The following is a 26,762-nucleotide window of genomic DNA, read 5'->3' on the forward strand; positions in this document are numbered from 1 at the left end:
GGGCGGCGAAATCATCACAGCATTGTTACCCGCGGGATCTCACTGCATGATCATGCCGCCATCAATCATCAGCAACTGTCCGGTCATGTAGTCGGATTCCTGGCTGGCCAGGAACGAGGCCGTTCCAACGACGTCTTCCGGGTAGGAGTAGCGCTTCATCAGAATCATCTTTTCGGCCAGTTGGTCCATGGATTGACCCTGCTTGTCGAACTTGCCAATGCTGACAAGATCCTTGTCCAGTTGCTCCCACAGCTCAGTGCGCACGACACCAGGGCCGTAGCCGTTGACGGTGATGTTGTGATCCACCAGCGCCTTGGCGCCGCCATTGATCATGGCGAGTACGGCGTGCTTGCTGCAGGAGTAGGGCACGACATCATCGAAGGCCTGGCGCGACAGGATGGAGCCCACATTGAGGATTTTATAGGGACCGTTCTCCTTGCCTTGCTCGATCATTTGCTTGGCAGCTTCCTGCATGCCCAGCAGGCAACCCAGGGCATTGACATCCATGATCTGGTGCCAGTTCTCCTCGGTGATATCGAGGAACATCAGTGGCTTGTTGATACCGGCGTTGTTGACCATGACGTTGAGACTGCCGAAAGCCTCGACGGTGGACTTCACTGCGGCTTTCATCTGGTCGCGCTCGGTGACGTTCAGCTTGACGGCGATGGCCTTGCCACCATCCTTGCCGTTGATGCGCTTGACGACTTCCTCGCATCCCTCGATGTTTAAATCGGCCACGCAGACATTGGCACCCTGCTCGGCATAGTGCTCGGCGACGGCTGCACCCATGCCGCGAGCCGCACCGGTAATCAAGCAGTTCTTTCCTGAAAGTCGAGACTTGTCCATCGTGTCACCTCGGAGTCTTGTTAGGTTGGGTCATGGCATGGATGCGCTATGAGAATGGCGTTACATCAAGGTCCATGAATTGCGTGCCTTTCGACATGAAGCGTTTACCGCAAGGAGGCATCGAGCCGATCAAGTCTTGGCGGATCGCCTTTCCTTGTTAAGCGCCATTGTCTGCATGTCGAACGGGAAGGGACAGTTGGCTCGCTGAACGTTTTGACCAGATTGGATGTTTTAGTCAGGCCTGACGGGTAACCCACCTCGCTCCACCCCAAGCCATGGTGCCGTCACGCGACGCGTGAACGATTGGCGTGCGTGCTGCGAGGGTTCGGCAGGTTGCCAAGGACAGCCCTATTTACCAGACGGGTAATCAATACGCGGGGCCTGACATCTACAAAGAAGGATGTCGAGCGCGGGATAGGGGACCGCTTGCCGACGGAGCAATCACGAGGGCGAGCTGCTCGACCTGGTGCATGGTTGGTCGGTAGCGATCCTTCGCCGTGCCGAGCCTGCGGCTCGGGGCCTCGTATGGGCTAGCGTAGTGATTCGACCAGTGCGAGGTTCGTGCGCAGCGACTCGTGGGTAACTCGCAGGTGATTGGCAAATTCGCTCTGTTCCTCGACGTCATCGGAGTGCTGGCGATCAAGATAGGCAATCGCATCTCTCAACAGACGTTCCTGGTACGCCAGGTAAGCGGCATCGAATGCCTCGCCTTGCTCTTCCTGCAGCGCCTCGTAGGCCTCGCGGTCATGCGGGGCTGCCTCGACGCTGGCCCGCGCGTTGCCATTTGCCGCCTCTGCCAACCAGTCGTCGAGCAGGGAATGATCCCGACGCAGGGTTTTGGCCAGTTGGATGACCTCGTCGTGCGTCGCACGCTCCTCGGCCAGCGCCGACAGCTCGGCCTGGTGTTGGTGCAGGGTGCGCAGGGTGGCGTGCACTTCTGCCTGGTCGTAATCTGCCTGTGTCGGCAGGGCGAGTAGAGCGATCATCACGGCCGTGGCGAATAGCCAGCCTGGTGCAATTTTTCCTTTCATTCCTTCCTCCCGGTTCCTGTCCATGGTCCGCCCCGTCGTTCGTTCGGTTGCGCAATGCCTTGTTGCTTCCTACGGTAGTACAAGACGTCACGTTTCGGTGCCCGATTTATGCAGAGAGCAATCGACAAGCGCAGCAGGCGACGCAAACCGGAAACGCCCGAGGAAAAGCAGCAGAAGAAGCATGAACTGCTGGTCTTTCTGTTTCTCGCGGGCATCCTGTTTCCGATCCTCGCCGTACTTATCGTCTCTGGCTATGGCTTTGCCGTCTGGATCTTCCAGATATTCACTGGGCCTCCTGGGCCGCCCAGCTAGTGGGGGAGGTTGGCGGGCGTCAGGAATGGAGCTTGTCGAGAAAAGCGAATTGACGAAACAAGAACGAAACATTGTGACCGTGGAGAAACGAAATGGGAGTGGACCCATCGCGGCGGGCCTTGCTGAGAGGCCGCCTCGAATATACGCCCTCACTACGACCGCCCTGGACCCGTAACGAGCCGGATCTGATGGCGAACTGCAGCCAGTGCGGCGATTGTATCCAGGCCTGCGAGACCAACATTATCGTGCCTGACAAGGCCGGTTTTCCACGGGTCGACTTCCAGCTTGGTGAATGCACGTTCTGCCAGGCCTGCGTCGAGGTGTGCGCTGAACCTGTCTTTCATGACCCGGAGCGAACAGCTCCCTGGCGCCACGTCGCAGAAATCGGCCCCGCGTGCCTGGGCCCACAGGGCGTCTATTGCAGAAGCTGTGGGGAGAGCTGTGAAGAGGGGGCGATCCATTTCTCGTTTAATGCCCAGCGTGTGCCGGAGCCGGCGGTCGATACCGAGGCGTGTAGCGGATGTGGGGCCTGCGTGTCGGTATGCCCCACCCAGGCGGTAACGGTAGGCCTGCCGAGTACTCAGCATTCAACGAGGCTTCGGGAAGGGACATGAACGCACAAGTGCATATCTCGAGTCTTGTCGTGCAGCTTCAGCCTGAGCGAATCGCCGACATCAGACATCATTGCCAGGCCCACTCGGGAGTCGAGGTTCACGCCACGGACCCACGCGGCAAGATGGTGTTGGTGCTCGAAACGCCGGGACAACAAGAGATCGTCGAGTTCATCGACTGGCTACAGCAGGAGAAGGGGGTGCTTTCGGTGAGCCTGGTCTATCACCATGTGGAGAGCGCCGATGAACTGGACAGGGAGATGGAGGAGATGAGCTATGACGCTGACGCGACGTGACTTCATCAAGGCTTCGGCAGCGACGACGGCTACCGCAGCCGCGGGGATCAGCGCGACTGGCCAGGCGCAGAACATCGTTACCGATTCCGCGCAGACCCAGCTGAAGTGGTCAAAGGCACCGTGCCGTTTCTGCGGCGTGGGCTGCGGCGTCAATGTGGCGACAAGGGACAATCAGGTGGTGGCCACGCATGCCGATATCAACTCGCCGGTCAATCGAGGCGTCAACTGCATCAAGGGCTACTTCCTGTCCAAGATCATGTACGGCCAGGACCGCTTGACCCAGCCGCTGTTGCGCAAGACCAACGGCGAGTACGACAAGAATGGTGCGTTTACGCCGGTAAGCTGGGACGAGGCCTTCGACGTCATGGCCGACAAGTTCAAGGCGACGATTCGCGACAAGGGCTCCGAGGCGGTCGGCATGTTCGGCTCCGGCCAGTGGACAATATGGGAAGGTTACGCGGCCAACAAGCTGATGAAGGCCGGCTTTCGCTCCAACCATATTGACCCCAATGCGCGCCACTGCATGGCGTCGGCGGTGGCCGGCTTCATTCGCACCTTCGGCATCGACGAGCCGATGGGCTGCTACGACGACATCGAGGCCGCCGACGCCTTCGTGCTGTGGGGCTCGAACATGGCGGAGATGCACCCCATCCTCTGGACGCGGGTGACAGATCGCCGCCTCTCTGCCCCGCACGTGAGAGTCGCGGTGCTTTCCACCTTCGAGCATCGTTCGTTCGAGCTCGCCGACATGCCGATCATCTTCACGCCCCAGGCCGACCTGGCGGTGCTCAACTATATCGCCCGCTACATCATCGAGAACGACCGGGTCGACTGGGACTTCGTCAACGAGCATGTTCGCTTCAAGGAAGGCAATACCCTCATCGGCTACGGCCTGCGCCCGGAGCACCGCCTGGAGCTGATGGCGGATAACGCCGCCGACCCCGGCGGGGCCAATGACATCGACTTCGAACGCTACCGCGAATTTCTGCAGCAGTACGATGCCGACACCGTCACCGAGCTTTCGGGTGTGCCCAAGCGTCGGCTAGACGAGCTGGCGGAGCTCTACGCCGATCCCGATACCCGGGTCATGTCGTTCTGGACCATGGGGTTCAACCAGCACACCCGCGGGGTCTGGGCGAACAACATGATCTACAACATCCACCTGCTGACCGGCAAGATCTCCACCCCGGGCAACAGCCCCTTCTCGCTGACCGGTCAACCTTCCGCCTGCGGTACCGCACGCGAGGTGGGCACCTTCGCGCACCGGTTGCCGGCTGACATGGTGGTGATGAACCCCGGGCACCGGGAGTTCGCCGAGAAGACCTGGCGAGTGCCACCCGGGCTGATTCGCGCCGAGCCGGGCGCGCATGCCGTGCTGCAGAACCGCATGCTCAAGGATGGCGAGATCAACGCTTACTGGGTCCAGTGCAACAACAACGTTCAGGCGGCGGCCAACCTGGTCGAGGAGACCTACCCCGGCTACCGCAACCCGGACAATTTCATCGTGGTGTCGGACGCCTATCCCACGGTCACCACGGAGCTTGCCGACCTGATCCTGCCCACGGCGATGTGGGTCGAGAAAGAGGGCGCCTATGGCAATGCCGAACGGCGCACTCAGTTCTGGCATCAGTTGGTCGATGCACCGGGTGAATCCCGCTCTGATCTATGGCAGCTCATGGAGTTCTCCAAACGCTTCACGACCGATGAGGTCTGGCCCGCGGACATGCTCGACGCCAACCCCGACTTCAAGGGCAAGAGCCTGTTCGACGTGCTGTACCGCAATGGCATCGTCGACGCCTTCGGCCTCGACGAGCTCGACGAGGAGTACGCCAACGACGAGGCCCAGCATTTCGGCTTCTATGTCCAGAAGGGTCTGTTCGAGGAGTACGCCGCCTTCGGCCGCGGCAAGGCTCACGATCTTGCCCCGTTCGATACCTACCATGAGGTTCGGGGTCTGCGCTGGCCGGTGGTGGATGGTGAAGAGACCCTGTGGCGTTACAACGGCGAGTACGACCCCTATGTGGAGGAGGGCCGCAGCATTCAGTTCTATGGCCACCCCGACGGCAAGGCCGTGATCTTTGCCGTGCCTTACGAGCCGCCGGCCGAATCGCCCTCTGAGGACTTCCCGCTATGGCTGGTGACCGGCCGGGTACTCGAGCACTGGCACTCCGGCTCCATGACCCGGCGAGTGCCCGAACTGCACCGCGCCTTTCCTCAAGCGGTGGTCTATCTCCATCCGCAGGATGCGAGCGAGCTGGGCGTGAGGCGCGGCAGCGAGGTACGCATCATCAGCCCTCGCGGGGAGATGAACAGCCGCGTCGAAACGCGGGGCCGCAACCGCATGCCACGTGGGCTGGTGTTCGTGCCCTGGTTTGATGCCAGCCAGCTGATCAACAAGGTGACGCTGGATGCCACCGATCCTATCTCCAAGCAGACGGACTTCAAGAAGTGTGCCTGCCGGATCGAACCGGTCTAGGGGAGAAGAACAATGCGAATGATCGTGACCACCATCGCTATTCTGGGGATCAGCCTGGGGGCGCTCGCCCAACAACAAGAGGGCGATCATGATGCCCTGCGCGGCAACGTGCCACTACTCGAGGAGCGCACTCCCGAGCCGCTTTACGAGGTCGAGAACAATGACCTGCGACGGCCTCGGGCCTACCCGATGCAGCCGCCGACCATCCCGCACAAGATCGACAACTACCAGGTCGATCTCAACGCCAACCGTTGCATGAGTTGCCACAGCCGACAGCGGGTCGGCACTTCGCAGGCGCCGATGATCAGCGTGACCCACTACATGGACCGTGAAGGCAACTTTCTTGCCGAGCTCTCACCACGGCGCTACTTCTGCAACCAGTGCCATGTGCCGCAGACCGATTCGCCGCTGGCGGTCGAAAACACCTTCGTGGACGTTGTCGAGCTTCTTCGTCAGCGGCGCGAGACGCAAGAGTGAGGGCCGCTGAATGATAAAACGCATCAAGCATTTGCTGTCCACATTCTGGCGAATCTTCAATACCCCCAGCGGCTATTTCAGCCTGGGGTTTCTTACCGTGGGGGGCTTCATTGGCGGGGTGTTGTTCTGGGGCGGGTTCAACACTGCCATGGAGGCGACCAACACCGAGCAGTTCTGCATCAGCTGCCACGAGATGCGGGCCAACGTCTACGAGGAAATCCAGCCAACGATCCACTTCACCAATCGCTCGGGGGTGAGGGCGGTCTGTTCGGACTGTCACGTGCCGCACGACTGGACTGACAAGATGGCCCGCAAGATGCAGGCGTCGAAGGAGGTGTGGGGCAAGATCTTCGGGACGATCAATACCCGCGAGAAGTTTCTCGACCATCGCCTGGAGATGGCATCCCGCGAGTGGCGCCGCTTCGAGGCTAACGACTCGCTGGAGTGCCGCAACTGTCATGACGAGGGTGCCATGGACTTTACCCGGCAGAGTTCGCGGGCCGCCGAGGCACACCGGCGGGGCCTGATCGAGGGCGAGGATACTTGTATCACCTGCCACAAGGGCATTGCCCATGAGCTTCCGGACATGGCAGGGGTCGAGGGCTGGGAATGAGGGAGTGATGGGAGCTTAGTCAACCCCCAGTCCTGCGTGGCTTGAGCTGTACCCTCCCGGAGGATGAGATGCGCGCCATTGCCACCGTCTGCCTGAGCGGCGATCTGAGAACCAAGCTTGAGGCCATCGCCCGTGCGGGCTTCGATGGCGTCGAAATCTTCGAGAATGACCTGCTTTCCTTCGATGGCTCACCGGAGGAAGTGCGCGAACTATGTGAGCGGTTAAAGCTGCGGATTGTGGCCTTTCAGCCCTTCCGTGACTTCGAGGCCATGCCCGAACCGCAGCGTAGCCGCAACCTGAAACGCGCCGAGCGCAAGTTCGACCTGATGGAGCAACTCGGCACCGATTTCCTGCTGGTATGCAGCAATGTCTCACCCCAGGTCATCGACGACCTGGACCAGGCCGCTGCCGATCTGCATGAGCTGGCCGAGCGGGCTGCAGCTCGGGGCATCCGCGTTGGCTTCGAGGCACTGGCGTGGGGGCGGCATATTTCCGACTATCGGGATGCCTGGGAGGTGGTGAGGCGTGCCGATCATCCCTCGCTCGGTGTGGTGCTGGACAGCTTCCACATTCTTTCCCGTGGCCATGAGCTGTCTACCATCGGCAAGATTCCCCGGGAGAAGCTCTTCTTCGTCCAGGTCGCCGATGCGCCCTTGCTGAACATGGACGTCTTGCAATGGAGCCGCCACTTCCGCTGCTTCCCCGGCCAGGGGCGTCTGCCGCTCGATAACTTTATGCGGGCATTGGCAAAGACCGGCTACGACGGTCCCTTGTCGCTGGAGATCTTCAGCGATGCCTTCCGTGCGGCGCCAACCGAGATCACCGCCCTGGATGGCCTGCGTTCACTGATACTGCTCGAGAACCTGATAGAGGAAAGCCCCTGGGCCAGTCATATCCCGCCGGCACCAAATTACAATGGCATTCATTTCATTGAGTTCACTCTCGATGAGGGGAGTGCCGCTCCGCTGGGCGAGTTCATCAGTGCCCTGGGGTTTCGTCACGTCGGGCGCCACCGTTCAAAGAATGTCGAGCTATGGAAACAGGGCGATATTCACCTGGTGCTTAACTTCGAGACCGACAGCTTCGCGCATACCTTCAGGCTGCTGCATGGCACCTCAGTCTGTGCCGTGGGTTTCCGTGTCGATGACGTTGAGCAGTTACTGGCGCGCGCTCGAGCCTTCAAGGCGTCGACCTTGCGAAGCCATGTGGAGGAGGGCGAAATGGAAATCCCGGCATTGCGGGGCATCGAAGGCAGCTTGGTCTATCTGGTGGACGACGCGGCCGCGGCCGACCGTCAGTGGCGTACCGATTTCGAGCTCTTTGACCAGGCGAGTCGTGACGAAGCGGGATTGACCCGAGTTGACCATCTCTCATACGTGTTGCCGGCCACTCAACTGCTGAGTTGGCAATTGTTTCATCGAACCGTATTTGGCTTCGATGCCGAGGCGGAGCATGAAACCGTAGACCCCCGTGGCATGATGATCAGCCAGGCCGTCAACAGTCCCGATGGTTCGATTCGCCTGCCCTTGACCATCTCGCAATCGGAGGGCACGCTATCTGGCCGCTTCCTCAGCGAATTCCGCGGTGGTGTACAGCAGATCGCCTTTGCCAGCCACGACATCTTTGCCACGGTCGACGAGCTACAGGCGCGAGGTATGTCACTGCTGAAGATTCCTCAAAACTACTACGATGATCTGGAAGCACGCTTCGGCCTTGATGAAGCATTCTTGGAGGCGATGCGCACGCGCAATATTCTTTATGATTGCAATGAGAGTGGGGAATTCTTCCACGCTTACACCGAAACCTTCTCGGGGCGCTTCTTCTTCGAGATTCTCGAGCGTCGCGGCAATTATCGTCAATTTGGTGCCGCCAACACCGGTATTCGCCTGGCGGCACAGGCGGCACAGCGTTGAATGACGCAGGCACGATACTGATTCGGGAGCATGTCGTAGTCTGTTCCCGAAGCGGAGAGATGACATGAAACTCGGCCTGATCGGCAAGGCAATCATGAATTCCAGCTCGCCGGACTTGCATGTGCGGCTCGGCCAGTTGACCGGTATCCCTGCCACCTACGAGCTCTTCGATGCTAATGAGCAGCCCATCGTATCGCTGGAAAGTCAGGTGAGAAAGGTGATCGCCGACGGCTACCGTGGTGTCAACGTCACCTTTCCCTGGAAGGAAGAGGCCGTGAGACTGGCCACCAAACCCACGGAAGGGGCACGCATGGTCGGCGCTGCCAATACCCTGGTTTTCGAGAGCGACGACATCATCGCCGAGAACACCGACTTTACCGGCTTTATCAGCGGCTATCGGGCCACGCTAGGGGAGCGAAAGCCAGGCAAGGTATTGCTGATCGGTACCGGTGGCGTGGGCAAGGCGGTAGCCTTCGGCCTGGGCAAGCTGGGCGCCGAAGAAGTGGTGTTGATGGACCTCGACGAAGCCAAGTCCCGTCAGCTTGCCAAAGAGCTCAGGAATCAAGGGTACAACGCATCATGCATCTCGAAAGAGCAGATCGCCGAGACGATGCCGAACTGCAATGGCCTGGTCAATTGCACGCCCATTGGTCACGAGAAGAGTCCTGGCTGTCCGCTTCCCAAGGATTTGATCGGTTCACATCACTGGATCTTCGATGCGGTGTACGTGCCGCCGGTTACCGAGTTTGTCGCCGCCGCCAAGGCGGTTGGTGCGGATGTAGTGAGTGGCGTCAGCCTCTTTGTCTTTCAGGGCATCGACGCCTTCAAGCTGTTCTGTGAAGATGCCGAGGAGCGCGCGGCCGTCGAGGAGCAGGCCGTGTCCCTTTTTGCCCACTATCGCCGTGAACTGTTGAAGGAGACCGATGGATGAGCCAGCGCAAGGTACTGGTGCTGCATGGCCCCAATCTCAACCTGCTGGGCACCCGCCAGCCGGAGATATACGGCTACGAGACACTGGATGATGTCAATAACGCCTTGCGCGAGAAGGCAGTCATGGATGGCTGGGAGCTGAACAGTCTTCAGAGCAACCATGAAGGCGAGCTGATCGATGCCATTCATGCGGCCCGACTCGACGGCACCCTGGCGATTATCATCAACCCGGCGGCCTATACCCACACCTCCGTGGCGATCCTTGATGCCCTTAACGCCTTCGAAGGCATTGTCTATGAGGTGCACATCTCCAATGTGCATCAGCGCGAGAGCTTTCGTCACCATTCCTATGTCTCGCTGCGCGCCAATGGCGTGATTGCCGGTCTCGGCACCCAGGGCTATCACGCCGCTCTGGACGCCGCGATCAAGAACGCCGACAAGGCCTGAGCCGGCCCAGGCTGCCGCTTTCCATCGTCCACTTCGACCCGCCGTATTACGGCGGGTCTTGTGCCCCGAGATCGCGCCTGCAACGCTGCCTGGCTCCTCATGGCGGGTTCGGCGTACCCTAAAGACAGGTGCAGTTGCCGCGACCGATGACAGCTGTGTCTTGCCCAAGCGATGCACAAATAATAACCACTGCGGAGGACTCCCAATGTTCAAGCCATTAGACGCTGGCATACCGGCTACGCTCGGTGCCCTGGTCCTTGTCACAAGCACCCTGGCCCAGGCCGATACCATCCGCTTCGCCCATGTCGACCCCGATGACTGGCAGAGCTCCAAGAAGGGCGCAGCCGCGCACATGTTCAAGAGCGTTGTCGAGAGCGAAACCGAGCACAGCGTGGACATCTACCCCGCGGCCTCGCTGGGCGACGAAAACGAGTTGATCCAGCAGGCAATGGACGGTACCACCCAGGTGGTGATGGTCTCCGGGGCCATGTCGCAAATCTGCCCTGCCGCGGGGGTGTTGGATATTCCCTATATGTTCGAGACGCCACTAGTGGCCTGGCGGGTACTCGACGGCGATTTCGGTGACGCCCTGGCTGAGCACTGCCTCGATCAGACCGGGCTGCGCACGCTGGGCTATGGCGAGACCGGGGTACGTCACTTCACCAACAGCGAGCGCGAGATCCGTACCCCTGAGGACATGAGTGGGCTCAAGCTCCGGGTTCAGGATATCCCGCTCTACGTGGAGATGGTCGAGGGGCTCGGCGCCGAGCCTACGCCGATTGCCTGGTCGGAGCTGCCGACCGCCCTGTCGACCGGCGTGGTGGATGGTCAGGAGAACCCGGTCGGGACTATCTACAACAATAATTTACATGAACTGCAGGACTACCTGACGCTCGATGGCCATATCTACGCCGCCGACTTCCTGGTGATCAATGATGCCTACTTCAGCAGCCTCTCCGAGGCCGATCGCGAGGTGATCGAGCGCGCCGGAGTGCTGGCCGGCATGATGGGCCGCTCCATCCAGCAGTTTACTACCGCCCAAGGGCTCAAGGCCGTGCAGGAGGAGGGCATGCAGGTCTACAGCCCGACCCCCGACGAGCTCGCGCAGTTCCGCGAGCAGGCCCAGCCGCCGGTCATCGACTGGCTGGAAGCCGATCTGGGTGATGAAGCCGAGTGGATCCAGCGTCTGCAGGACGCCGTGGCTGAAGCCACCGAGTGATCGCTGGCTACGCCGTGCCGCCAGACGGCACGGCGTAGCCCTCTCCCTGGAGGCTCGAGATACATGGCAGCTATCTTCCAATCATTTCAGCGGCTGGCGGCGAGGGTCTTTGCTGGTGGCGCCGGCCTTTGTATGGCCATGATCTTCCTGATCATCTTTCTCAACGCCGTGGGACGCTACACCCTCGGCAGTTCACTGGCCTGGGGCGACCAGGTGCCGGTCTTCCTGGGAATCTACGGGGTCATGTTCGGCATGGCGTTGGCCTATCTGCAGGATCGCCACGTGCGCCTGGGGGTGATCGTGGACTTCCTGTCGATACGCCTCCGCGAGGCCCTGTTTTTGCTCGTTGACCTGGCCGTGGTCCTGATCGGGGCGGTACTGGCCTGGTCGGGCTACTTGTTCATGTCCAGCCGCGGTGGCATGAGAATCTCGGGGCTCAACAGCACTATTCGTAGCCTGCAAGAAGCGACAGGGCTAGAGGTCTTCAACGTGTTCGGCACCATGGCACCCTACCAGTTCGCCATTGTCCTGGGCGGAGGCATGCTTGCCGTGGCCGCGGCACTCAAGTTCATCGAGCGGCTTGGGGCCCTGCGTGCGACGACAGGCGAGGTGCCGTGAATGGTCTATCTCATCCTGCTGGTTAGCCTGGCCATCGGCGTACCGGTCGCCTTCGCCATCGTGGCGGCCCTGCTCTACTTCATGGCCGTGGGTGAACTCCCCTACCAGCTCGCCGCTGTGGCCACCCAGATGTTCTCCGGAATCAACTCCTTTGCCCTGTTGGCAATACCCCTGTTCATCCTGGCCGGGGAGCTGATGAACGAGAGCGGCATCACGGTACGAATCATCGCCTTCTCCAAGATCCTGGTCGGAAGGCTCAGGGGCGGACTGGCTCACGTGAATATCTGGGCCTCGGTGATCTTCGCCGGGCTTTCCGGTTCGGCGGTGGCCGACACCTCGGCGCTGGGGCGGGTGTTCATCCCCGAGATGGAGAAGGAGGGTTATCCCCGTGATTTTGCAGCAGCGCTCACTGCGGCCTCGTCGGTGATCGGCCCGATCATTCCTCCTAGTATTCCGGTGATCATCTATGCGCTGATCGTCAGCGGCGTCTCGGTGCCGGCGCTATTTCTGGCGGGTATCGTGCCGGGCCTCCTGCTGGCCATCTTCCTGTCAGGTTATGTAATGATCTTCGCGGGAAAGTACCAGAAACAGCCGACGGCACTGCCTACCCGAGAAAAGCGCAAGATCCTGCTTGAAGGGGTTATCCCGTTATTCATGCCGGTATTCGTGGTCGGCTCCATCCTGTTGGGCATTGTCACCCCTACCGAGGCGGCGGCCTTTGCCGTGGCTTATGCGCTGTTCGTGGGCATGGTGATTTTCCGCAAGATCCATCTCCGCGATCTGCCGAGCATCTTCACGCGCACCATGGTCGACACGGCCGTGATCATGATCATTATTTCTGCAGTGGCTGCGGCCAACTGGCTGCTCACCTTCAACCGCGTGCCCAACATGCTCACCGACCTGACGTTGGCCTATATTGCATCGGAATGGACCTTCCTCTTGGCAGTAATCGTACTGTTCCTGGTCGCGGGGCTCTTCCTGGAGGGGATTGCCGCCATGCTGGTGCTGGTGCCCATCCTGCACCCCATCGCGGTGGGCATGGGGGTGGATCCGGTGCACTTCGGCATCATTGTCATCTTCAATCTGATGGTCGGATTGATCACTCCGCCCATGGGGCTCTGTCTGTTTGTTGCAGACTCGGTCGCCAATGTGGGGTTGGCGCGGCTGTCGCGGCGAATCCTGCCGCTGTTCCTGGTGGAGCTGCTGGTGTTGTTGATCATTACCTTTGTGCCGGCCACGGTGACAGGCCTGCCAAGGTTACTGGGCTATTGATCCTTACAGCAGGCCGTAACTTTTCATCAGCCAGATAGCCAGGCTCAGGGTGGCGAAGGAGCCTAGGGTGCCGATCATCAGGGTGGCGGCGCTGACCCCGGCCAGGCCATAGCGGTGGCCAAGTAGCGGATAAATGCTGATCATCGGAGCGCAGGCGAACAACACGGCGCCTGTAACCCATACCGGATCCATCGCTGGCATCAACAAGAAGAACACGAGCACCGCCAGGGGATGCAGGATCAGCTTACCTATCACGATCTGGCTGACGTCGTTCAGCATGCCGCGCACCTGGAGCCCAAACAGCGTGCCACCGATCACGAACAGCGCCGCCGGCCCGGCGGCATTGGCCAGCATGTCGATGGCCTTGGCCAAAGGGCTCGGCAAGGCGATTCCGGTCACGGCCAGCAACAAGCCCACCATCAGGCCGACCAGGATGGGATTGCGGACCAGCCTGAAGAAAGTCTTGCGGGCTACCGTGGCGATGCCGGCGCCGCTCTGGCGACCTGCCTCGGCGAGGATAAGCGCCGCGGGGATGATCAATAGGTTCTCGATCACCATGTTCAACGCCAGCAGGACCGCCGCCGGCGAGGCCCCGAGCACCATGGCGGCTACTGGATAGCCGATGAAGCCGCTGTTGGAAGCGGCCATGCCCAGGGCGTGGATGGCCGCCTCGCTGAGCGACTTGCCCTGCAGAGCCAGTGTCAGCAGCAGGGCGAAGGCGAACACCGCCACCGAGCCCAACCCATAGGCCAGCAGGTAGTGGGGCTGGAAGACTTCCTCGAGGGGGTTTTCGGTCAGGGCCCGGATCACCAGGGCCGGCAAGGCGAAGTAGAGCACGAAGGTGGCCACGCCCTGTATCTGCTCTCGATTCAACAGGCGGATACCCATAGCCAGGTAGCCGGCGCCGATCAGCAGGAAGATCGGCGTGGTGATGGCAAGTATCTCAAGCATGTGGGTCTCCTTACCCATGTCCGGGCGCGTAGCGCAGGCCGATGTCGCTGGCACCGGTGTTGGAGAGATAGCGGAAGCCGAGAGACTGGTGTTTTAGAAACTGCACCCGTCAGCTGACATGAGCGCGGATTTGTCGCGCCTTTTCTTGCAGCAGCGGCAGGTACTGGCGGATCAAGGTGTCGAAGTCGATCCGGGCGGCGTTGGTACTGATGTTGATGGCACCCAGCAGCCTGCCGTTGGCATCAAAGGCCGGTACGGCCACCGAGCGTAATCCGGAGTCGAGCTCCTGATCGGCGATGGCATAACCTTGCTGGCGTGCCTTGAGGATGCAGCGCTTGAGCTCGGCCTTGTCGGTGATGGTCTTGTCGGTATATTTCTCGAGGACTACCCGCGCCAGGAAGGTGTCGAGTTCGGTATCCGGCAACTGGGCCAGCAGCACCCGCCCCATTGAGGTGTGAGCCGCCGGCAGGCGGGTACCCACCGAGAGGGTGATCGCCATCAACCGGTGGCGAGACGAAGAGCGCGCTACATAGGTGACGTCGTCGCCGTCGAGCACACCCAGCGACGACGACTCGCCACACTCCGCAGTGATGTCCTCGAGCAGCTGTTGAATCACGCTGCGGTAGTTATTGGAGGAAAGGAAGGCATAGCCGAGGTTCAGCACCTTGGGGGCCAGCTCGAAGTGGCGCTGTTGCTTACGGACATAACCCAAGGCATGCAGGGTCAGCAGGAAGCGTCGCGCCCGGGCACGGTTCATACCGGTGCGTGCCGCCACCTCGCTCAGCGTCATCTTCGGGTGGGCCTCGTCGAAGGCCAGGATGACCTCGAGACCACTGGCCAACGCCGTGACGAAGTCGCGATCTTCCGCCGAAATGGGGTGATCTTCCACGTTGAATCACTCTTGCCGATTATTGACTAGACTTGGTGTATCGGAGCGATTGCCATGTTCGCATGGCGAACTTTAGGTTGCAAGCCCAGCTACTGAGTGCGACTAAGGTCGGGTTTGATTCGCTCGCCTTCACTAGGTAGGTTTTTTTATGGCGAATTCATGTTCGATAAGCGAACTAAATATCTGGCTAGTCGCTAAACAAGAGGCACCTCTATGAATAAAATTATTAATGCAGCATTTTCAGCGGTTTGTGGCGGTGTTCTCGCCCTCACAGTTTCTGTTTCCAGCGCCGTTGCCCAGGAATGGCCGACCGATGATATTCGCCTGGTAGTTCCTTATGCCCCGGGCGGCACGACGGATGTATTGTCACGGCGTGTCGCCGATCTTCTCCAGCAAGAGCTCGATGCCAACGTGGTGGTGGAAAATCGTCCGGGCGCGGGTTCCACCGTGGGCACTGGTCGTCTCGCCCGTGGTGGACGTGATGTCGACCACACCATCCTGATGGCATCACCGGGACACACCATCGGTGCCGCTATCTACCCTGACCTGGGCTACGATCCGGTCGAAGATTTCGTCTTCCTGCAAAACATGATCGATATCCCCAACGTCATGGTGGTGCCCGCAGACAGTCCTTATGAGAGCGTCATCGAATTCGTCGAAGCGGCGAAAGAGGAGAACATGACCTTCAGCCACAGTGGCGTGGGTAGTTCCATTCACATGTCCGGCGAGTTGTTCAAGACACTGACCGATACCAACATGACGGCAGTCCCTTTTGCGGGTAGCGGCGCGGCACTTCCGGCACTCTTGGGTGGTGATGTGGATGTCTCGTTCGAGAATATGCCCACTGTTCTTTCGCATATCCGCTCGGGTGACTTGCGGGCCCTGGCCGTTACCTCTGCCGAGCGATCCGAGTACCTGCCCGATGTGCCTACCCTCTCCGAAATCGGTGAGTATAACCTCGACCAGTTCGTTACCACGGCATGGTTCGGCCTGGTGGCGCATAAATCCTTTCCCGAAGAAGCACAAAGCGTCATGCAGGATGCGCTGGCCAGGGTCATGGAACGTGAAGAATTCCTGGATTTCGCCGAGCAGCTTGGCGCTGAGCCGGGCCAGGTCTCTGGTGAAGAGTTCAAGCAATTCATCGCCGACGAAGTAGAGCGTTGGGAAGACGTAGCCCAGCAGGCCGGCATCAGCCAGTGAGCTAGGTAGTCTCCCATCAAGCACTGAGGCGAGGGCTTGCGTCCTCGCCTCTCTTGTTTTCTGGAGAAGGCAGCGATGACTACCTCGGAACCTAAACGCAGGGTGAAGGTAAAGGACGCCAGTGACGTGATAGCGGGAGTTGTGCTGTTCGGCTTTTCCGTCGTACTGATCTTTTATCTGGTGCCTAACTATATCAATGAACCACCGATCCTTCAAAGCCCCATGATGTCGCCTCAATGGCTGCCAAGGATCGTCGGCTGGTTGATATTGGTGTTTTCCATTCTCCTTATCCTTCAGGGCTTGCTGGTGGAAGGCAGCAACGAGGAGGATGAGCGAACTATCGAGAAAGGCTCGCCGCGACGTTTTGGGCTGATGGTGGTGGCGCTGGCGATATATGTCACCTTGTTCGAGGTCATGGGCGCCGTATTCTGCGGCATTCTGGCGACCTTGATCCTTTTTGTGGCGCACCCCGTTCGCACGTGGTGGGTATATAGCCTGGCATTCGTGTTTCCCATCGTCGTTACATTCCTGTTCGTAGAAGTCATGAATGTTCCGCTTCCGATGATGCCGTTCTGGTTCTGAGTCGCTAATTATTGTTCTGGGTGAACTATGGAAAACTTTTCGGAAGTCATAGAAATATTCTTTAGCCTGGACAACTTCCTGGCGATAGCCATCGGGGTGGTCATCGGGGTGGTCATCGGCTCCATCCCCGGGCTGACGGCGACCATGGCGGTGGCGCTGGCTCTGCCCTTCACGTTCTCCATGCAGCCAGTAGCGGCCATCCTGTTGTTGGTGGGTATCTACAAGGGAGGTATGTACGGTGGCTCGATCACGGCCATTCTGATAAGAACTCCCGGTTCACCCGCTTCTGCCTGTACCTTGCTGGATGGCTATCCCATGGCCCAGCAGGGCCATGCCAAGAAAGCATTGAAGACAGCGCTTTATTCCTCGGTCATCGCCGACTTCATCTCCAATATTGCGTTGATCTTCTTTGCCGCCTACTTGGCCAAGATCGCCCTGAATTTTGGTGCACCGGAGTTCTTCTGGCTGATCTGCTTTTCTCTTACCATCATCATTTCCCTGGCCAGTGGCTCCATGATCAAGGGCCTGATGGCCGCCTTGCTGGGCATATTGCTGTCAATGGTGGGACTGGATGATGTCTTCGGTTCCCAGCGCCTTACTTTTGGCAGCTATAACCTGATGGATAGCATCTCCTTTATTCCCCTGTTGATTGGCCTTTTCGCCATACCGGAGATTATCGAGTTCTACCGTAAGAAAGCAATTCCCCATATCAAGGCCAAGGCGAGCGGTGCTGGCCTGGCCTTCTCCGAACTCAAGCGTTGTATGAAAAGCATCGTGCGCGGCAGCTTGATCGGCGTGATTATCGGGGCAATTCCCGGAACCGGGGCGACCGCTGCCGCGTTCATTTCCTATAGTGATGCTCGTCGGCGTTCTCCCAACAAGGCAAACTTTGGAAAAGGCGAGGTGGAAGGCGTGGCTGCAGCCGAGGCCGGTAATAATGGCGTAGCCGGGGCCACGATGATTCCCCTCTTGTCCTTGGGCATCCCGGGCGATGTTATCACCGCCATCATCCTCGGTGCCTTCATGATCCATGGGCTGACGCCCGGCCCGCTCATGTTCCAGGAAAACTTGTCGCTGATCTATGCATTGTTCATGGGCATCATGTTCAGCTCAGTCGTCTTGCTGGTGGTGGGCAATGTGGCCATCAAGTACTTCTCCTTGATTGCCGATATTCCCAAGTCGATTCTTTTTCCCATCGTGTTGATGTTCTGTGTCTACGGCGCTTACGCGGTCAATAACGACACCTTCGATGTGGGCCTGATGCTGGCCTTCGGGGTGTTGGGTTATGTCTTCAACCGTGCCGCCATACCTGCGGCTCCGTTCTTGATCGGTTTTATTCTTGGACCCATGTTTGAAGATAATCTGCGTCGCTCTCTGTTGATCGGTTCCAATGACCTTTCTATTTTCGTGCGCGGGCCCATTACCTGGTTCTTTATCGTATTGACGGTGGGCTCCATACTGTTGGCGATCTACCGCTATTTGTCGACTCGCCGCGAGCTCCGGGCAGGCACTGGAACCGGCGATGAAGCTCCATGACTCCATGCTTTCCATCGGAACCACACGCCGCGCGAGCACAAGCCAAGGAGGAAATATCGATGGCAGGACCGTTGGCGGGATTGAGGGTACTGGATCTGAGCCGGGTGATGGCGGGGCCATGGTGCACGCAGAATCTGGCCGATATGGGCGCCGAAGTGATCAAGATCGAGCGACCTGGCCTGGGTGACGATACTCGCCACTGGGGACCGCCCTGGCTGGCGGACCGGGAGGGCCAACCGACCCAGGAATCTGCCTATTACCTTTCCGCCAACCGCGGCAAGCATTCGGTGACGGTCGATATCGGCAAGCCGGAAGGACAGGCGTTGGTACGTGAGCTGGCGGCCCGGAGCGATATTCTGGTGGAGAACTTCAAGAGCGGCGGTCTGGCCCGGAAAGGGCTTGACTACGACACGTTGGGCACGCTCAACCCCGGCCTGATCTATTGCTCGATTACTGGCTTTGGCCAGACTGGGCCTATGGCCCGGATGGCAGGCTACGATTACCTGGTGCAGGCTCAAGGTGGGTTGATGAGCATCACCGGGGTGCCCGATGGGGAGCCAGGTGCGGGGCCTCAGCGTGTCGGCATGGCGGTTGCTGACCTGACGACTGGCATGAATGCGACTATCGCTATTCTCGGTGCGCTACATCATCGCAGTCGTACCGGTGAAGGACAGCATATCGACATGGCACTGCTTGATGTGCAGGTCAGCTGGTTGGCCAATCAGGCGCTCAACTATTTCTGCAGCGGGACTCCGCCGACTCGCACCGGTGACTACCACCCCAACTTGGTACCCTATCAGCCATTTCCTACCGCTGATGGCGAGAAAGTGATCATTGCCATCGGCAATGACAGCCAGTTCGAGCGCTTCTGTACCGCGATAGGCCGTCCTGAGCTTGCCGTAGATCCACGTTTTGTCACTAATCCCCAGCGGGTCAAGCATCGTCCCGAGCTGATACCGATCATGGTGGAAACCACGCTTTCCAAAGCCAAGGATGAATGGATGGAATTGCTGCAGGGAATCGGTGTGCCATGCGGGCCGATCCAGAATATCGCGCAAGTCTTCGACGACCCACAAGTCAAGGCGCGAGGCATGAAAGTCGAGTTGGAGTCGGAACATGGTCCCGTGCCCGGCGTAGCCAACCCTATCAAGTTTTCCAAGACACGGTTGGAGTATCGAAAGGCGCCGCCACGCTTGGGAGAAGATACAAATGCGGTGCTGCAACGTCTGCTTGGCAAGGACGCGATGGAAATCGCCGCTCTGCGTGATAAAGGCGTGCTTTAGTATCGGTCGCGGCCGGTCCCAGTGCTGGGCGCTATTCCGACAGACTGCGCCGCTATCGTTGATCTCCCCGGTGGAACCTAATGTGGTCATCCGACAGTGACGCCGCCACAGACGAAGAGCGTTTGGCCGGTAATAAAGCCGCTGCGCTCGTCACAGAAGAAGCTCACCGCGTGGGCCACGTCGTCGGGTTGGCCCATGCGCTGTAGCGGGATATTGTCGATGATGCGGCGGGCGCGTTCGGAATCGGGAGGATTGTTCTGCCAGAAGGCGCTGGTAGCAATGGGGCCGGGGGCGACGCAGTTGACGGTAATACCCTGTTCCGCCAGTTCCAGTGCCCAGGTTCTAGCCATGGATTGCAGCGCTCCCTTGGTGGCACTGTAGAGAGTGCGCGCCTCCTTCCCCAGCACCACGCGGCTGGTATTCATCACGATGCGCCCCATCCCGCGAGCCTTCATGGCGGGTAGCAGTGCCTGGGTGCAGACCAGCGCCGATCGCACATTGAGATGCATCAGCTTGTCGAAGTCCTCGAGCCGCGCCTCTTCAAGCAGGGCCGGGGCGACGACACCCACGTTATTGACCAGTCGCGTCACCGAATATCGCTCAGCGATCTCCTCCATTACCCGCTGGGTCGCGCCGGCATCGGCAAGGTCGACCTGGCGCGCCGCCGCTTTCAGGGAGTCCGCTTCCGGCTCGACAATATCCGCCACGATAACGTGGTAGCCATCCTGCAGGAGGCGAAGGGCGATGGCTTGTCCGATGTTTCTCGCCCCACCGGTGACAACGGCGCAGTGTCTTTGTGCAGAGTCCTGGTTCATTCGGGTGTCCCTGGCGTGTACCTGTCGAAGAAACTTATGGCTAGTATGAAGGCCTCCCGCCGATAAAACACGGCAAGGCGTAGAGACCCCTCACTATGCGTCATTCCTGCACAAGGAAGATGGGGGCATCATGACGTTGCAAGAGGGATATCCATGTAGGGGAAGCAGGGAAGGCCAGTCTGCCGATCCTGCGAATGGTTTTATTCAATGCGACATCTGTCCCGGTCTGCTTGAATGAAATCCTTGGTCAAGCGAGGGAAAACAGGCTAATGCCGAAAGGTTCATTGCAAGCCATGGTGGTGGGAGCCGGTACCATGGGCACCACCCTGGCCAAATTGCTGGCGGGGCATGGCGTCAAGGTCACCATGGTGGACAGCGACCCGCAAGTGCTGGAAACCAGCCGCCTGGACGTGGGGGAAGGCGCTGTCACCATCCGCTTTACAACGACTTTGAAGGTGGATGAAAGCCCCGATTTCGTGATCGAAACTGTGACCGAAAACGTTGCGGTCAAGCAGGAGGTAGTGGCGCAAATCGAGGCCAGCGTGGCCGATACCTCCATCATCATGACCAATACCTCGGGTATCTCCATCGATGAGATTGGAAGCGCCATGCGCGTTCCACAACGGTTCTTGGGTGCCCACTTCTTTAATCCGGCTGACATCATTCCCGCAGTGGAAGTGGTTCCGGGTAGCCACACCGAGACTCTGGTAGTCGAAAAGGCCTGTCGATGGTTGAAGCGGCTGGGGAAACGACCGGCGGTACTCAACACTTGCGTGCCCGGTTTCGTCGCCAATCGGATCCAGCATGCGGTGATGCGTGAATGCCTCTCCTTGCTGGAGAAAGGCGTGGTGGAGGCCGAGGCGCTGGATGACATCGTGCAGTACTCCATCGGCGTGCGCATGGCGCTGAACGGGCCCTTGTGCCAGCGCGACCTCAATGGGCTGGACACCCACTTGGCCATCGCCCGATACCTCTATCCGGATCTTGATGCACGCCAGGAGCCCGCGGCTCTCCTCGAAGAGTACGTCGCCCAGGGGCGCCTGGGCGCCAAGGCAGGGCGAGGCTTCTACCATTGGAGCGACGAGTCGCGTGCGGAGCACCAGGCCCGGGAGCGGGAAAGCCTGCAACGCATCATTGAAATCGCCACGCAATACTCACCAAAAGACGAACCATGAACCGGGCAGTATAAAAAATGCCCCGAGGGTATCAACGGAGGCGTTCGGCCCCAACGATCGATATGCCCGCCAGGTTTAAGCCCGTTGTAAATCCCGAATTCAAGATAAGCGCTCTTTTGTTATCGCTGATTATTCGGTTATTCGACTATGTGTCTCTTATTGGCACCCCTTCTCGTCATGAGGTTTGTTTATGCTTGCCGCCCTTATCCAGCACCCTTTCATGAGCCAGCAGGCGCTGGCCGAGTGCAACGCCCAGGCCATGGTCGATGCCATGCTGGCCTTCGAGCTGGCTCTGGCCGAGGTCCAGGAGGCCCGGGGGGCGGTGCCCGAGGACGCCAGCCTGGCCATGCGCCAGACCTTCGAAGCGCATGCCTTCGACCTTGACGCTATCGCTGCCGGTGTCGCCAGCGGCGGCAATGCGGCCATTCCCTTCGTCAAGCAGGGGCGTGCGGCCTTGCCGGAAGACCTCAAGCGCTACTGGCACCAGGGTGCTACCAGCCAGGACGTGGTCGATACGGCCCTGATGCTGCTGCTAAAGCCCCGCCTGGCCGCCCTCGATGCCCTGCTGGTGCGCTGTCGCAGCGCAGCCCTCGACCTGATGCAGGCCCATGACGAGACCGTGATGGTAGGGCGCACCTTGATGCAGCAGGCGTTACCGATCACCTTCGGCGTCAAGGTGGCCCACTGGGCCATCGGCCTGGAGCAGGCCCGCCGTCGCCTGGCCGTACTGGAATTGCCGGTACAGTTCGGCGGCGCGGTGGCGGTGCACTCTGGTTTGGAAGGGCCGGGCCGGGACGACCTGGGCCTCGATTTCATGGATGCCCTGGCCGAGCGGCTGGGTCTCGCGACGGCGGTACTGCCCTGGCACACCGATCGCCAGCCGATCCATGCCCTGGCCACGGGGCTGGACGCCGCCGCCGGCGCCACCGAGAAGCTGGCCCTGGACGTGTCGCTGCTGACCCAGACGGAGCTCGGCGAGGTCGCCGAGCCGGCGGCACCCGGCATGGGGGAGTCCTCGTCGATGCCGCACAAGCGCAATCCGGTGCGCTGCGCGCTGATCCGCGGTGCCGCCCGCCAGGTGCATGGCCACACCACGGTGATCCTCAATGCCGCGGCCCAGCCCCTGGAGCGGGGCCTGGGGGAGTGGCACGCCGAGTGGGCGCCGCTGCTCGACAGTGCCCTGCTGCTGGAAGGCGCGCTGGAACAGGCCGCGGTGCTGCTCGAGGGCCTGGAAGTGCACCCCGAGGCGATGCAGCGCAACCTGGCGGCGACGGGCGGCGGCATCATGGCCGAGCCGGTCTCGCGCCTGCTCGCCCCGGTGGTGGGCCAGGACGCCGCCAAGCGCATCAGCGCCGAGGCCGCCGAGACGGCGCGCCTGACGGGACGCCCCTATGCCCAGGTACTGCACGAACAACTCCTGGCGGGGCACGCGGAGGTGGCGGGGCGCATCGAGCGTACCGACCTTGAGCGGGCCAGTGATCCGGCCTTGTACCTTGGTAGTAGCAAGGCACAGGTGCGGCGAGCGACTCACTGGCTAAACAACCAACAGGCAACGGTTTCTTGAAAGAAGACCACCTTCCTTTACAGAAACTGGCTCTTGCATGATTTGACGAACCGTCATTTCGAGATTATTTTGTTCGCATTACAAATCAATGTTCTTATTGCGAACGCGTTAGGGCTGGCCGGTGTCCTGGCTGGTGTCCTACGGAAGGCAATGGTGACGCCCTTGCTCTCGGCCATCCGCTAGGGATGGCCGGCGCGTACCTGCTGTTGACGGCGGCGCATGAACGGTACAGACAGAACAAGCGCTATGCTTTACGCACCCTATGCGTGGGCGTAGGGCAAGGCATCGCGACGCTCACCGAGCAGGTGCAAATAACGAAAGGAGAAGCTTCAATGGCATTTCTGTCCATCAAGGGCCGCAGCGTGGCCTATCGCCTGCTGGGCGCTGATTCCAACCCGCTGGTGATACTGGCGCACCCGCTGGGCATGAGCCAGGCGGTGTGGGACGACGTCCTGCCGGCGCTGCTACCGCGCTACCGCGTGCTGACCTGGGATCTGCCCGGCCACGGTGCGAGCCAAGCCTGGGGCGATGGTCCGATCACCCCGGCCGACCTGGCCAGTGAAGCCCTGGCGCTGGCCGACCACGCCGGTGCCGGCCGCTTCCACTTCGCCGGTACCTCCATTGGCGGTGTGGTGGGCCAGCAGCTGGTGGCCGAGCATGGCGAGCGGTTGCTCTCCACCACCCTGACCAACACCGGGGCGGTGATCGGCAACGCCGAGCTGTGGAATACCCGTGCCGGTCGTGTGCGCCAGGAAGGCCTGGCAGCGATGTCCGAGGAGATCGTGCCGCGCTGGTTCGCCCCGGCCTGCTTCGAGGCCGAGCCGGCGCTCAAGGACGGCTGGTGCATCCAGATGGGCCGTGGCGACGATGAATCCTACGCGCTGCTGTGCGAGATGCTCGGGCGCGACGTCTTCACCGGCAAGCTGACCGGGAAGCAAGTGAAGGTCCAGCTGTTCGGCGGCAGCGAGGACATGGCGACCCCGCCGGCGACGCTGGAGGCACTCGCGGCCGAGTGCGACGGCGCGCCGCTCGAGATCCTCGAGGGCGTCGGCCACGTGCCTTCCGTGGAGGTGCCAGGCCTGTTCGCCGAGAAGCTATTGTCAGTGATGGCGGTGGACCTGGGCGATGTGGGCGCCAACGGAGTGGACTATGCCACCGCCCTTGCCACACGCAAGCAGGTGCTGGGCGAGGAGCACGTGGCACGCTCGACCGAGAGCGCCACCAGCCTGGACGCGCCCTTCCAGCAGATGATCACCCGCCTGGCCTGGGGCGAGCTGTGGAGCAACGACGACCTGACCCGTCGCGAGCGCAGCATGATCACTACTGGCATCCTGGCCGCGCTGGGCCGCGAGGAGCTGACCCTGCACCTCAAGACCGCCAAGCGCATCGGCCTCTCCGAGGCGGAGCTGCGTCAGGTACTGATGCACGTGGCGATCTATGGCGGCGTGCCGGCGGCCAACCATGCCTTCGCGTTGGCCAAGGAGCTTGGGTGGGGCGGGGAGAAAGACTGATTCGCTTGATGGCAGACATGAGAGGATCCGGATGAGCGGTGAGACAGCAACGATGGACGAACCGGGTCAGTGGCGGCAGGCCCTGTTGGTCTACGGGCTGCTGTGGAGCCTGGGACTTTACCTGCGCCTGACGGTGCTGGTGGTGCCGCCGCTGATCCCCCAGCTCAAGGCGGTGCTGGGCTTCACCAGCGGCGAGGTGGCCATTGCCACCAGCCTGCCGCTGGTGACGCTGGCCGTGGGTGGCCTGGCTGCCGGCTGGCTGCTGGCGCGGGTCGGCGTGCTCCCCGGCATGCTGCTGGGGCTGGCGGTGATGGCGGGGGGCAGTGCGCTGCGCAGCCTGCCAGAGGGCTTCCTGGCGATGATGGCGGCCACCGTGATCATGGGGGTGGGCATCGCCTTCATGCAGGCCGCCATGCCGGTGTTGGCCAAACTCTGGTCGCCGGGGCGTGTCGGCCGCGCCTCGGCGGTCTACACCAACGGTCTGCTGTTGGGTGAATTGCTGGCCGCCGGCGCCACCGGCCCCTTGGTGGCGATCTGGCTGGGCGAGCAGTGGCAGTGGGCCTTCGCCCTGTGGGTGGTACCGGTCCCGCTGTTGATGCTGGCCCTGTTGGCGGGGAGTCGTCGGTTACCCAACACCGGGCGGGGCTCCTCCAGTGCCGGGCTGGTGCTGCCGGATCGCCACGATGGTCGCATGTGGCGACTGGTGACGCTGCTCGGTGCCGCCGCAGCGCTCTATTTCACCGGCAATGTCTTCCTGCCGGCCTTGCTCGAGGAGAGCGGACGCCTGGCACTGCTATCACCCAGCCTGACGGCCCTCAACGGTGCCCAGGTGCTCTCCTCTATGCTGCTGGTCCTCTATGCCGACAGGCTGATGGGGCAACACCGATCGCTGGTCGCCATCACGGCGCTGGCCCTGCTGGCCTTGCCGCTGATGCTCTGGCTGCCGGGACGACATGTGGTCTGGGCCGCCGGGTTGTTCGGCTTCTTCACCAGTGCGCTGTTCATCTTCGTGCTGGCCCTGCCCGCCTGGCTGGTGCGCGTCGAGGCGCTGCCGCGACTGATGGGCGGGATGCTGTTCTTTGGCTACCTTCTGGTCTTTGTCATCACCGTGGTCGGCGGCGGGCTCTATGACCTCTCGGGCATCGTGGCGCTGGCCTTCCTGCCGACCCTGATGATCGCCCTGGTGGCCATGGCCAATACCCGCCGGCTGCTCGCCTCCCGTCAGGCGGAGGCCTGAATGCTCAACGCCCGCATCAAGCTGCGCCACCTTCAGGCCTTTCTGGAAGTGGCTCGCCATCGCAGCTTTGCCCGTGCCGCCGACCGCCTGGCGATCACCCAGCCGGGCATGTCCAAGACCATCAAGGAACTCGAGGAGATCCTCGGCACTGCGCTCTTCGAGCGGACCTCCCGAGGGGTGGCGCTGACCCAGGCCGGTCTGACCCTGTTGCGCCACGCCGGCCCGGCGATCCGCGCCCTGGAAGAGGGCGTCAACGCGCTGGGCGAGGTACGCACCACGATCCGCTGGCTGCGGGTGGGCGCGCTCTCAACGGTCGAGAGCCGCCTGCTGCCCGAAGCCATTCGGCGTTGGCAGCAGGCCGAGGCCGTCGAGGCCGGTGTCAACGTGGTTACCGGGCCCAGTGCCTTCCTGCTCTCACGGCTGCGCCGGGGCGAGCTGGACCTGGTGGTGGGGCGCATGACCGAGGCGCGCGAGATCCGCGACCTGGCCTTCGAGCACCTCTACTACGAGCGCCTGATCCTGGTGGTGCGCGTCGGGCATCCGCTGGCCGAGGACGAGCCGCTCGAGGCCCACCGGCTGGAGGGTTACCCCTGGGTGCTGCCGCCTCCTCAGACCACGTTGCGCCAGCAGGTCGATAGCTTCTGCGTGCGCCACTCGCTACGCCCGCCAGGGCGTCAGCTGGAGACCCTGTCGCTGCCGTTGAGCCATCGCTACACCCTGGCGAGCGATGCGGTCTGGGTGGCGCCGGAAGAGGCGGTGCGCGATGCCCTGGACGAGGGTCGGCTCTGCGAGCTGTCCCTGCCGCTGGAGCAGCAGGGCGGCTCGGTGGGGCTCTGCACCAATACCAGCATGGAGCCTTCCCTGGCCCTGGAAGATTTTTGTGAGACCCTTCGGAAGGTAGCCGCGGACATGGCAGCGGCCGCGACATGACGATAATCGAGGGTGATCCATAACCCAT

General features: G+C 61.1%; 26 protein-coding genes and 1 pseudogene. 22 read left to right on the forward strand and 5 right to left on the reverse strand.

Annotated features, from left to right (window positions below; translation table 11 throughout):
* Positions 1-39: 39 nt before the first annotated feature.
* Both BM341_RS12880 and BM341_RS12885 read right to left on the reverse strand, forming a co-directional pair.
* On the reverse strand, positions 40-846 hold the full coding sequence (locus BM341_RS12880; RefSeq protein WP_089796473.1) for an SDR family NAD(P)-dependent oxidoreductase: 807 nt from the start codon (positions 844-846) through the stop codon (positions 40-42).
* Positions 847-1,376: 530 nt separating this feature from the next.
* A complete protein-coding gene (locus BM341_RS12885) occupies positions 1,377-1,877 on the reverse strand; it encodes a DUF4142 domain-containing protein (protein WP_175507864.1) in 501 nt (166 codons plus the stop codon).
* 108 nt (positions 1,878-1,985) lie between these two features.
* On the opposite strand from BM341_RS12885, the gene napE reads away from it, so the two are divergent.
* The 12 genes from napE to BM341_RS12945 all read left to right on the forward strand — a co-directional run bounded on the left by napE (position 1,986) and on the right by BM341_RS12945 (position 13,061).
* The gene (gene napE, locus BM341_RS12890; RefSeq protein ID WP_089796475.1) at positions 1,986-2,189 is read left to right on the forward strand and encodes a periplasmic nitrate reductase, NapE protein; all 204 of its coding nucleotides are present in this window, start codon (positions 1,986-1,988) and stop codon (positions 2,187-2,189) included.
* A 92-nt stretch (positions 2,190-2,281) separates the two neighbouring features.
* Complete coding sequence (gene napF / locus BM341_RS12895) at positions 2,282-2,803, forward strand: ferredoxin-type protein NapF (protein ID WP_089796556.1); 522 nt, start codon at positions 2,282-2,284, stop codon at positions 2,801-2,803.
* Positions 2,800-3,096: a chaperone NapD gene (locus BM341_RS12900; RefSeq protein WP_175507865.1), complete on the forward strand. Its 297-nt coding sequence runs from the start codon at positions 2,800-2,802 to the stop codon at positions 3,094-3,096. The genes napF and BM341_RS12900 overlap by 4 nt, the downstream gene beginning before the upstream one ends.
* On the forward strand, positions 3,077-5,572 hold the full coding sequence (gene napA / locus BM341_RS12905; protein WP_089796477.1) for a nitrate reductase catalytic subunit NapA: 2,496 nt from the start codon (positions 3,077-3,079) through the stop codon (positions 5,570-5,572). The genes BM341_RS12900 and napA overlap by 20 nt, the downstream gene beginning before the upstream one ends.
* Positions 5,573-5,584: 12 nt before the next feature.
* Positions 5,585-6,049, forward strand: coding sequence for a nitrate reductase cytochrome c-type subunit (locus tag BM341_RS12910; RefSeq protein WP_245784270.1), 465 nt, complete (start codon positions 5,585-5,587; stop codon positions 6,047-6,049).
* 10 nt (positions 6,050-6,059) lie between these two features.
* Positions 6,060-6,662: a NapC/NirT family cytochrome c gene (locus BM341_RS12915; RefSeq protein WP_175507866.1), complete on the forward strand. Its 603-nt coding sequence runs from the start codon at positions 6,060-6,062 to the stop codon at positions 6,660-6,662.
* A 68-nt stretch (positions 6,663-6,730) separates the two neighbouring features.
* The gene (locus BM341_RS12920; RefSeq protein ID WP_089796479.1) at positions 6,731-8,575 is read left to right on the forward strand and encodes a bifunctional sugar phosphate isomerase/epimerase/4-hydroxyphenylpyruvate dioxygenase family protein; all 1,845 of its coding nucleotides are present in this window, start codon (positions 6,731-6,733) and stop codon (positions 8,573-8,575) included.
* 64 nt (positions 8,576-8,639) lie between these two features.
* Positions 8,640-9,506, forward strand: a complete 867-nt coding sequence (locus BM341_RS12925) for a shikimate dehydrogenase family protein (protein ID WP_089796480.1) — start codon at positions 8,640-8,642, stop codon at positions 9,504-9,506.
* Positions 9,503-9,952 (forward strand): type II 3-dehydroquinate dehydratase, encoded by a 450-nt coding sequence (aroQ, locus tag BM341_RS12930; RefSeq protein ID WP_089796481.1) that lies wholly within the window; start codon positions 9,503-9,505, stop codon positions 9,950-9,952. The genes BM341_RS12925 and aroQ overlap by 4 nt, the downstream gene beginning before the upstream one ends.
* 205 nt (positions 9,953-10,157) lie before the next feature.
* Positions 10,158-11,171 carry a DctP family TRAP transporter solute-binding subunit gene (locus BM341_RS12935; RefSeq protein WP_089796482.1) on the forward strand — a complete coding sequence of 338 codons (1,014 nt, stop codon included), beginning with the start codon at positions 10,158-10,160 and terminating at the stop codon, positions 11,169-11,171.
* Between the two features lie 63 nt (positions 11,172-11,234).
* On the forward strand, positions 11,235-11,789 hold the full coding sequence (locus BM341_RS12940; protein ID WP_089796483.1) for a TRAP transporter small permease: 555 nt from the start codon (positions 11,235-11,237) through the stop codon (positions 11,787-11,789).
* Positions 11,790-13,061, forward strand: coding sequence for a TRAP transporter large permease (locus tag BM341_RS12945; RefSeq protein ID WP_089796484.1), 1,272 nt, complete (start codon positions 11,790-11,792; stop codon positions 13,059-13,061).
* 3 nt (positions 13,062-13,064) lie between these two features.
* Here the strand turns inward: BM341_RS12945 and BM341_RS12950 are convergent, their stop codons facing one another.
* The gene (locus BM341_RS12950) at positions 13,065-14,012 is read right to left on the reverse strand and encodes an AEC family transporter (RefSeq protein ID WP_089796485.1); all 948 of its coding nucleotides are present in this window, start codon (positions 14,010-14,012) and stop codon (positions 13,065-13,067) included.
* 109 nt (positions 14,013-14,121) lie between these two features.
* The gene (locus BM341_RS12955; RefSeq protein WP_089796486.1) at positions 14,122-14,901 is read right to left on the reverse strand and encodes an IclR family transcriptional regulator domain-containing protein; all 780 of its coding nucleotides are present in this window, start codon (positions 14,899-14,901) and stop codon (positions 14,122-14,124) included.
* Between the two features lie 213 nt (positions 14,902-15,114).
* On the opposite strand from BM341_RS12955, the gene BM341_RS12960 reads away from it, so the two are divergent.
* The 4 genes from BM341_RS12960 to BM341_RS12975 all read left to right on the forward strand — a co-directional run bounded on the left by BM341_RS12960 (position 15,115) and on the right by BM341_RS12975 (position 19,502).
* Positions 15,115-16,101 carry a Bug family tripartite tricarboxylate transporter substrate binding protein gene (locus BM341_RS12960; protein ID WP_089796487.1) on the forward strand — a complete coding sequence of 329 codons (987 nt, stop codon included), beginning with the start codon at positions 15,115-15,117 and terminating at the stop codon, positions 16,099-16,101.
* A gap of 75 nt (positions 16,102-16,176) precedes the next feature.
* Positions 16,177-16,683: a tripartite tricarboxylate transporter TctB family protein gene (locus tag BM341_RS12965; protein ID WP_089796488.1), complete on the forward strand. Its 507-nt coding sequence runs from the start codon at positions 16,177-16,179 to the stop codon at positions 16,681-16,683.
* Between the two features lie 27 nt (positions 16,684-16,710).
* The gene (locus BM341_RS12970; protein ID WP_089796489.1) at positions 16,711-18,219 is read left to right on the forward strand and encodes a tripartite tricarboxylate transporter permease; all 1,509 of its coding nucleotides are present in this window, start codon (positions 16,711-16,713) and stop codon (positions 18,217-18,219) included.
* Between the two features lie 59 nt (positions 18,220-18,278).
* The gene (locus BM341_RS12975) at positions 18,279-19,502 is read left to right on the forward strand and encodes a CaiB/BaiF CoA transferase family protein (protein ID WP_089796490.1); all 1,224 of its coding nucleotides are present in this window, start codon (positions 18,279-18,281) and stop codon (positions 19,500-19,502) included.
* An 86-nt stretch (positions 19,503-19,588) separates the two neighbouring features.
* Here the strand turns inward: BM341_RS12975 and BM341_RS12980 are convergent, their stop codons facing one another.
* Positions 19,589-20,317, reverse strand: a complete 729-nt coding sequence (locus BM341_RS12980; RefSeq protein WP_089796491.1) for an SDR family NAD(P)-dependent oxidoreductase — start codon at positions 20,315-20,317, stop codon at positions 19,589-19,591.
* Positions 20,318-20,586: 269 nt separating this feature from the next.
* Here BM341_RS12980 and BM341_RS12985 point away from each other — a divergent pair, with 269 nt between their 5' ends.
* From BM341_RS12985 to pcaQ, 6 genes and pseudogenes are all read left to right on the forward strand, one after another.
* On the forward strand, positions 20,587-21,492 hold the full coding sequence (locus tag BM341_RS12985; protein WP_175507867.1) for a 3-hydroxyacyl-CoA dehydrogenase NAD-binding domain-containing protein: 906 nt from the start codon (positions 20,587-20,589) through the stop codon (positions 21,490-21,492).
* A 190-nt stretch (positions 21,493-21,682) separates the two neighbouring features.
* Positions 21,683-23,056, forward strand: a complete 1,374-nt coding sequence (locus tag BM341_RS12990) for a class-II fumarase/aspartase family protein (RefSeq protein ID WP_089796493.1) — start codon at positions 21,683-21,685, stop codon at positions 23,054-23,056.
* 149 nt (positions 23,057-23,205) lie between these two features.
* A pseudogene (locus tag BM341_RS19280) lies at positions 23,206-23,364 on the forward strand (3-oxoadipyl-CoA thiolase); the annotation flags it as partial.
* 24 nt (positions 23,365-23,388) lie between these two features.
* Positions 23,389-24,567, forward strand: coding sequence for an alpha/beta fold hydrolase (locus BM341_RS12995; protein WP_175507871.1), 1,179 nt, complete (start codon positions 23,389-23,391; stop codon positions 24,565-24,567).
* A gap of 31 nt (positions 24,568-24,598) precedes the next feature.
* Positions 24,599-25,804 (forward strand): MFS transporter, encoded by a 1,206-nt coding sequence (locus tag BM341_RS13000; RefSeq protein ID WP_175507868.1) that lies wholly within the window; start codon positions 24,599-24,601, stop codon positions 25,802-25,804.
* The gene (gene pcaQ, locus BM341_RS13005) at positions 25,805-26,734 is read left to right on the forward strand and encodes a pca operon transcription factor PcaQ (protein WP_089796496.1); all 930 of its coding nucleotides are present in this window, start codon (positions 25,805-25,807) and stop codon (positions 26,732-26,734) included. It begins immediately after the preceding gene.
* Positions 26,735-26,762: the final 28 nt, after the last annotated feature.

The sequence above is a fragment of the Halomonas korlensis genome (assembly GCF_900116705.1).
Taxonomy (GTDB): Bacteria; Pseudomonadota; Gammaproteobacteria; order Pseudomonadales; family Halomonadaceae; genus Halomonas; species Halomonas korlensis.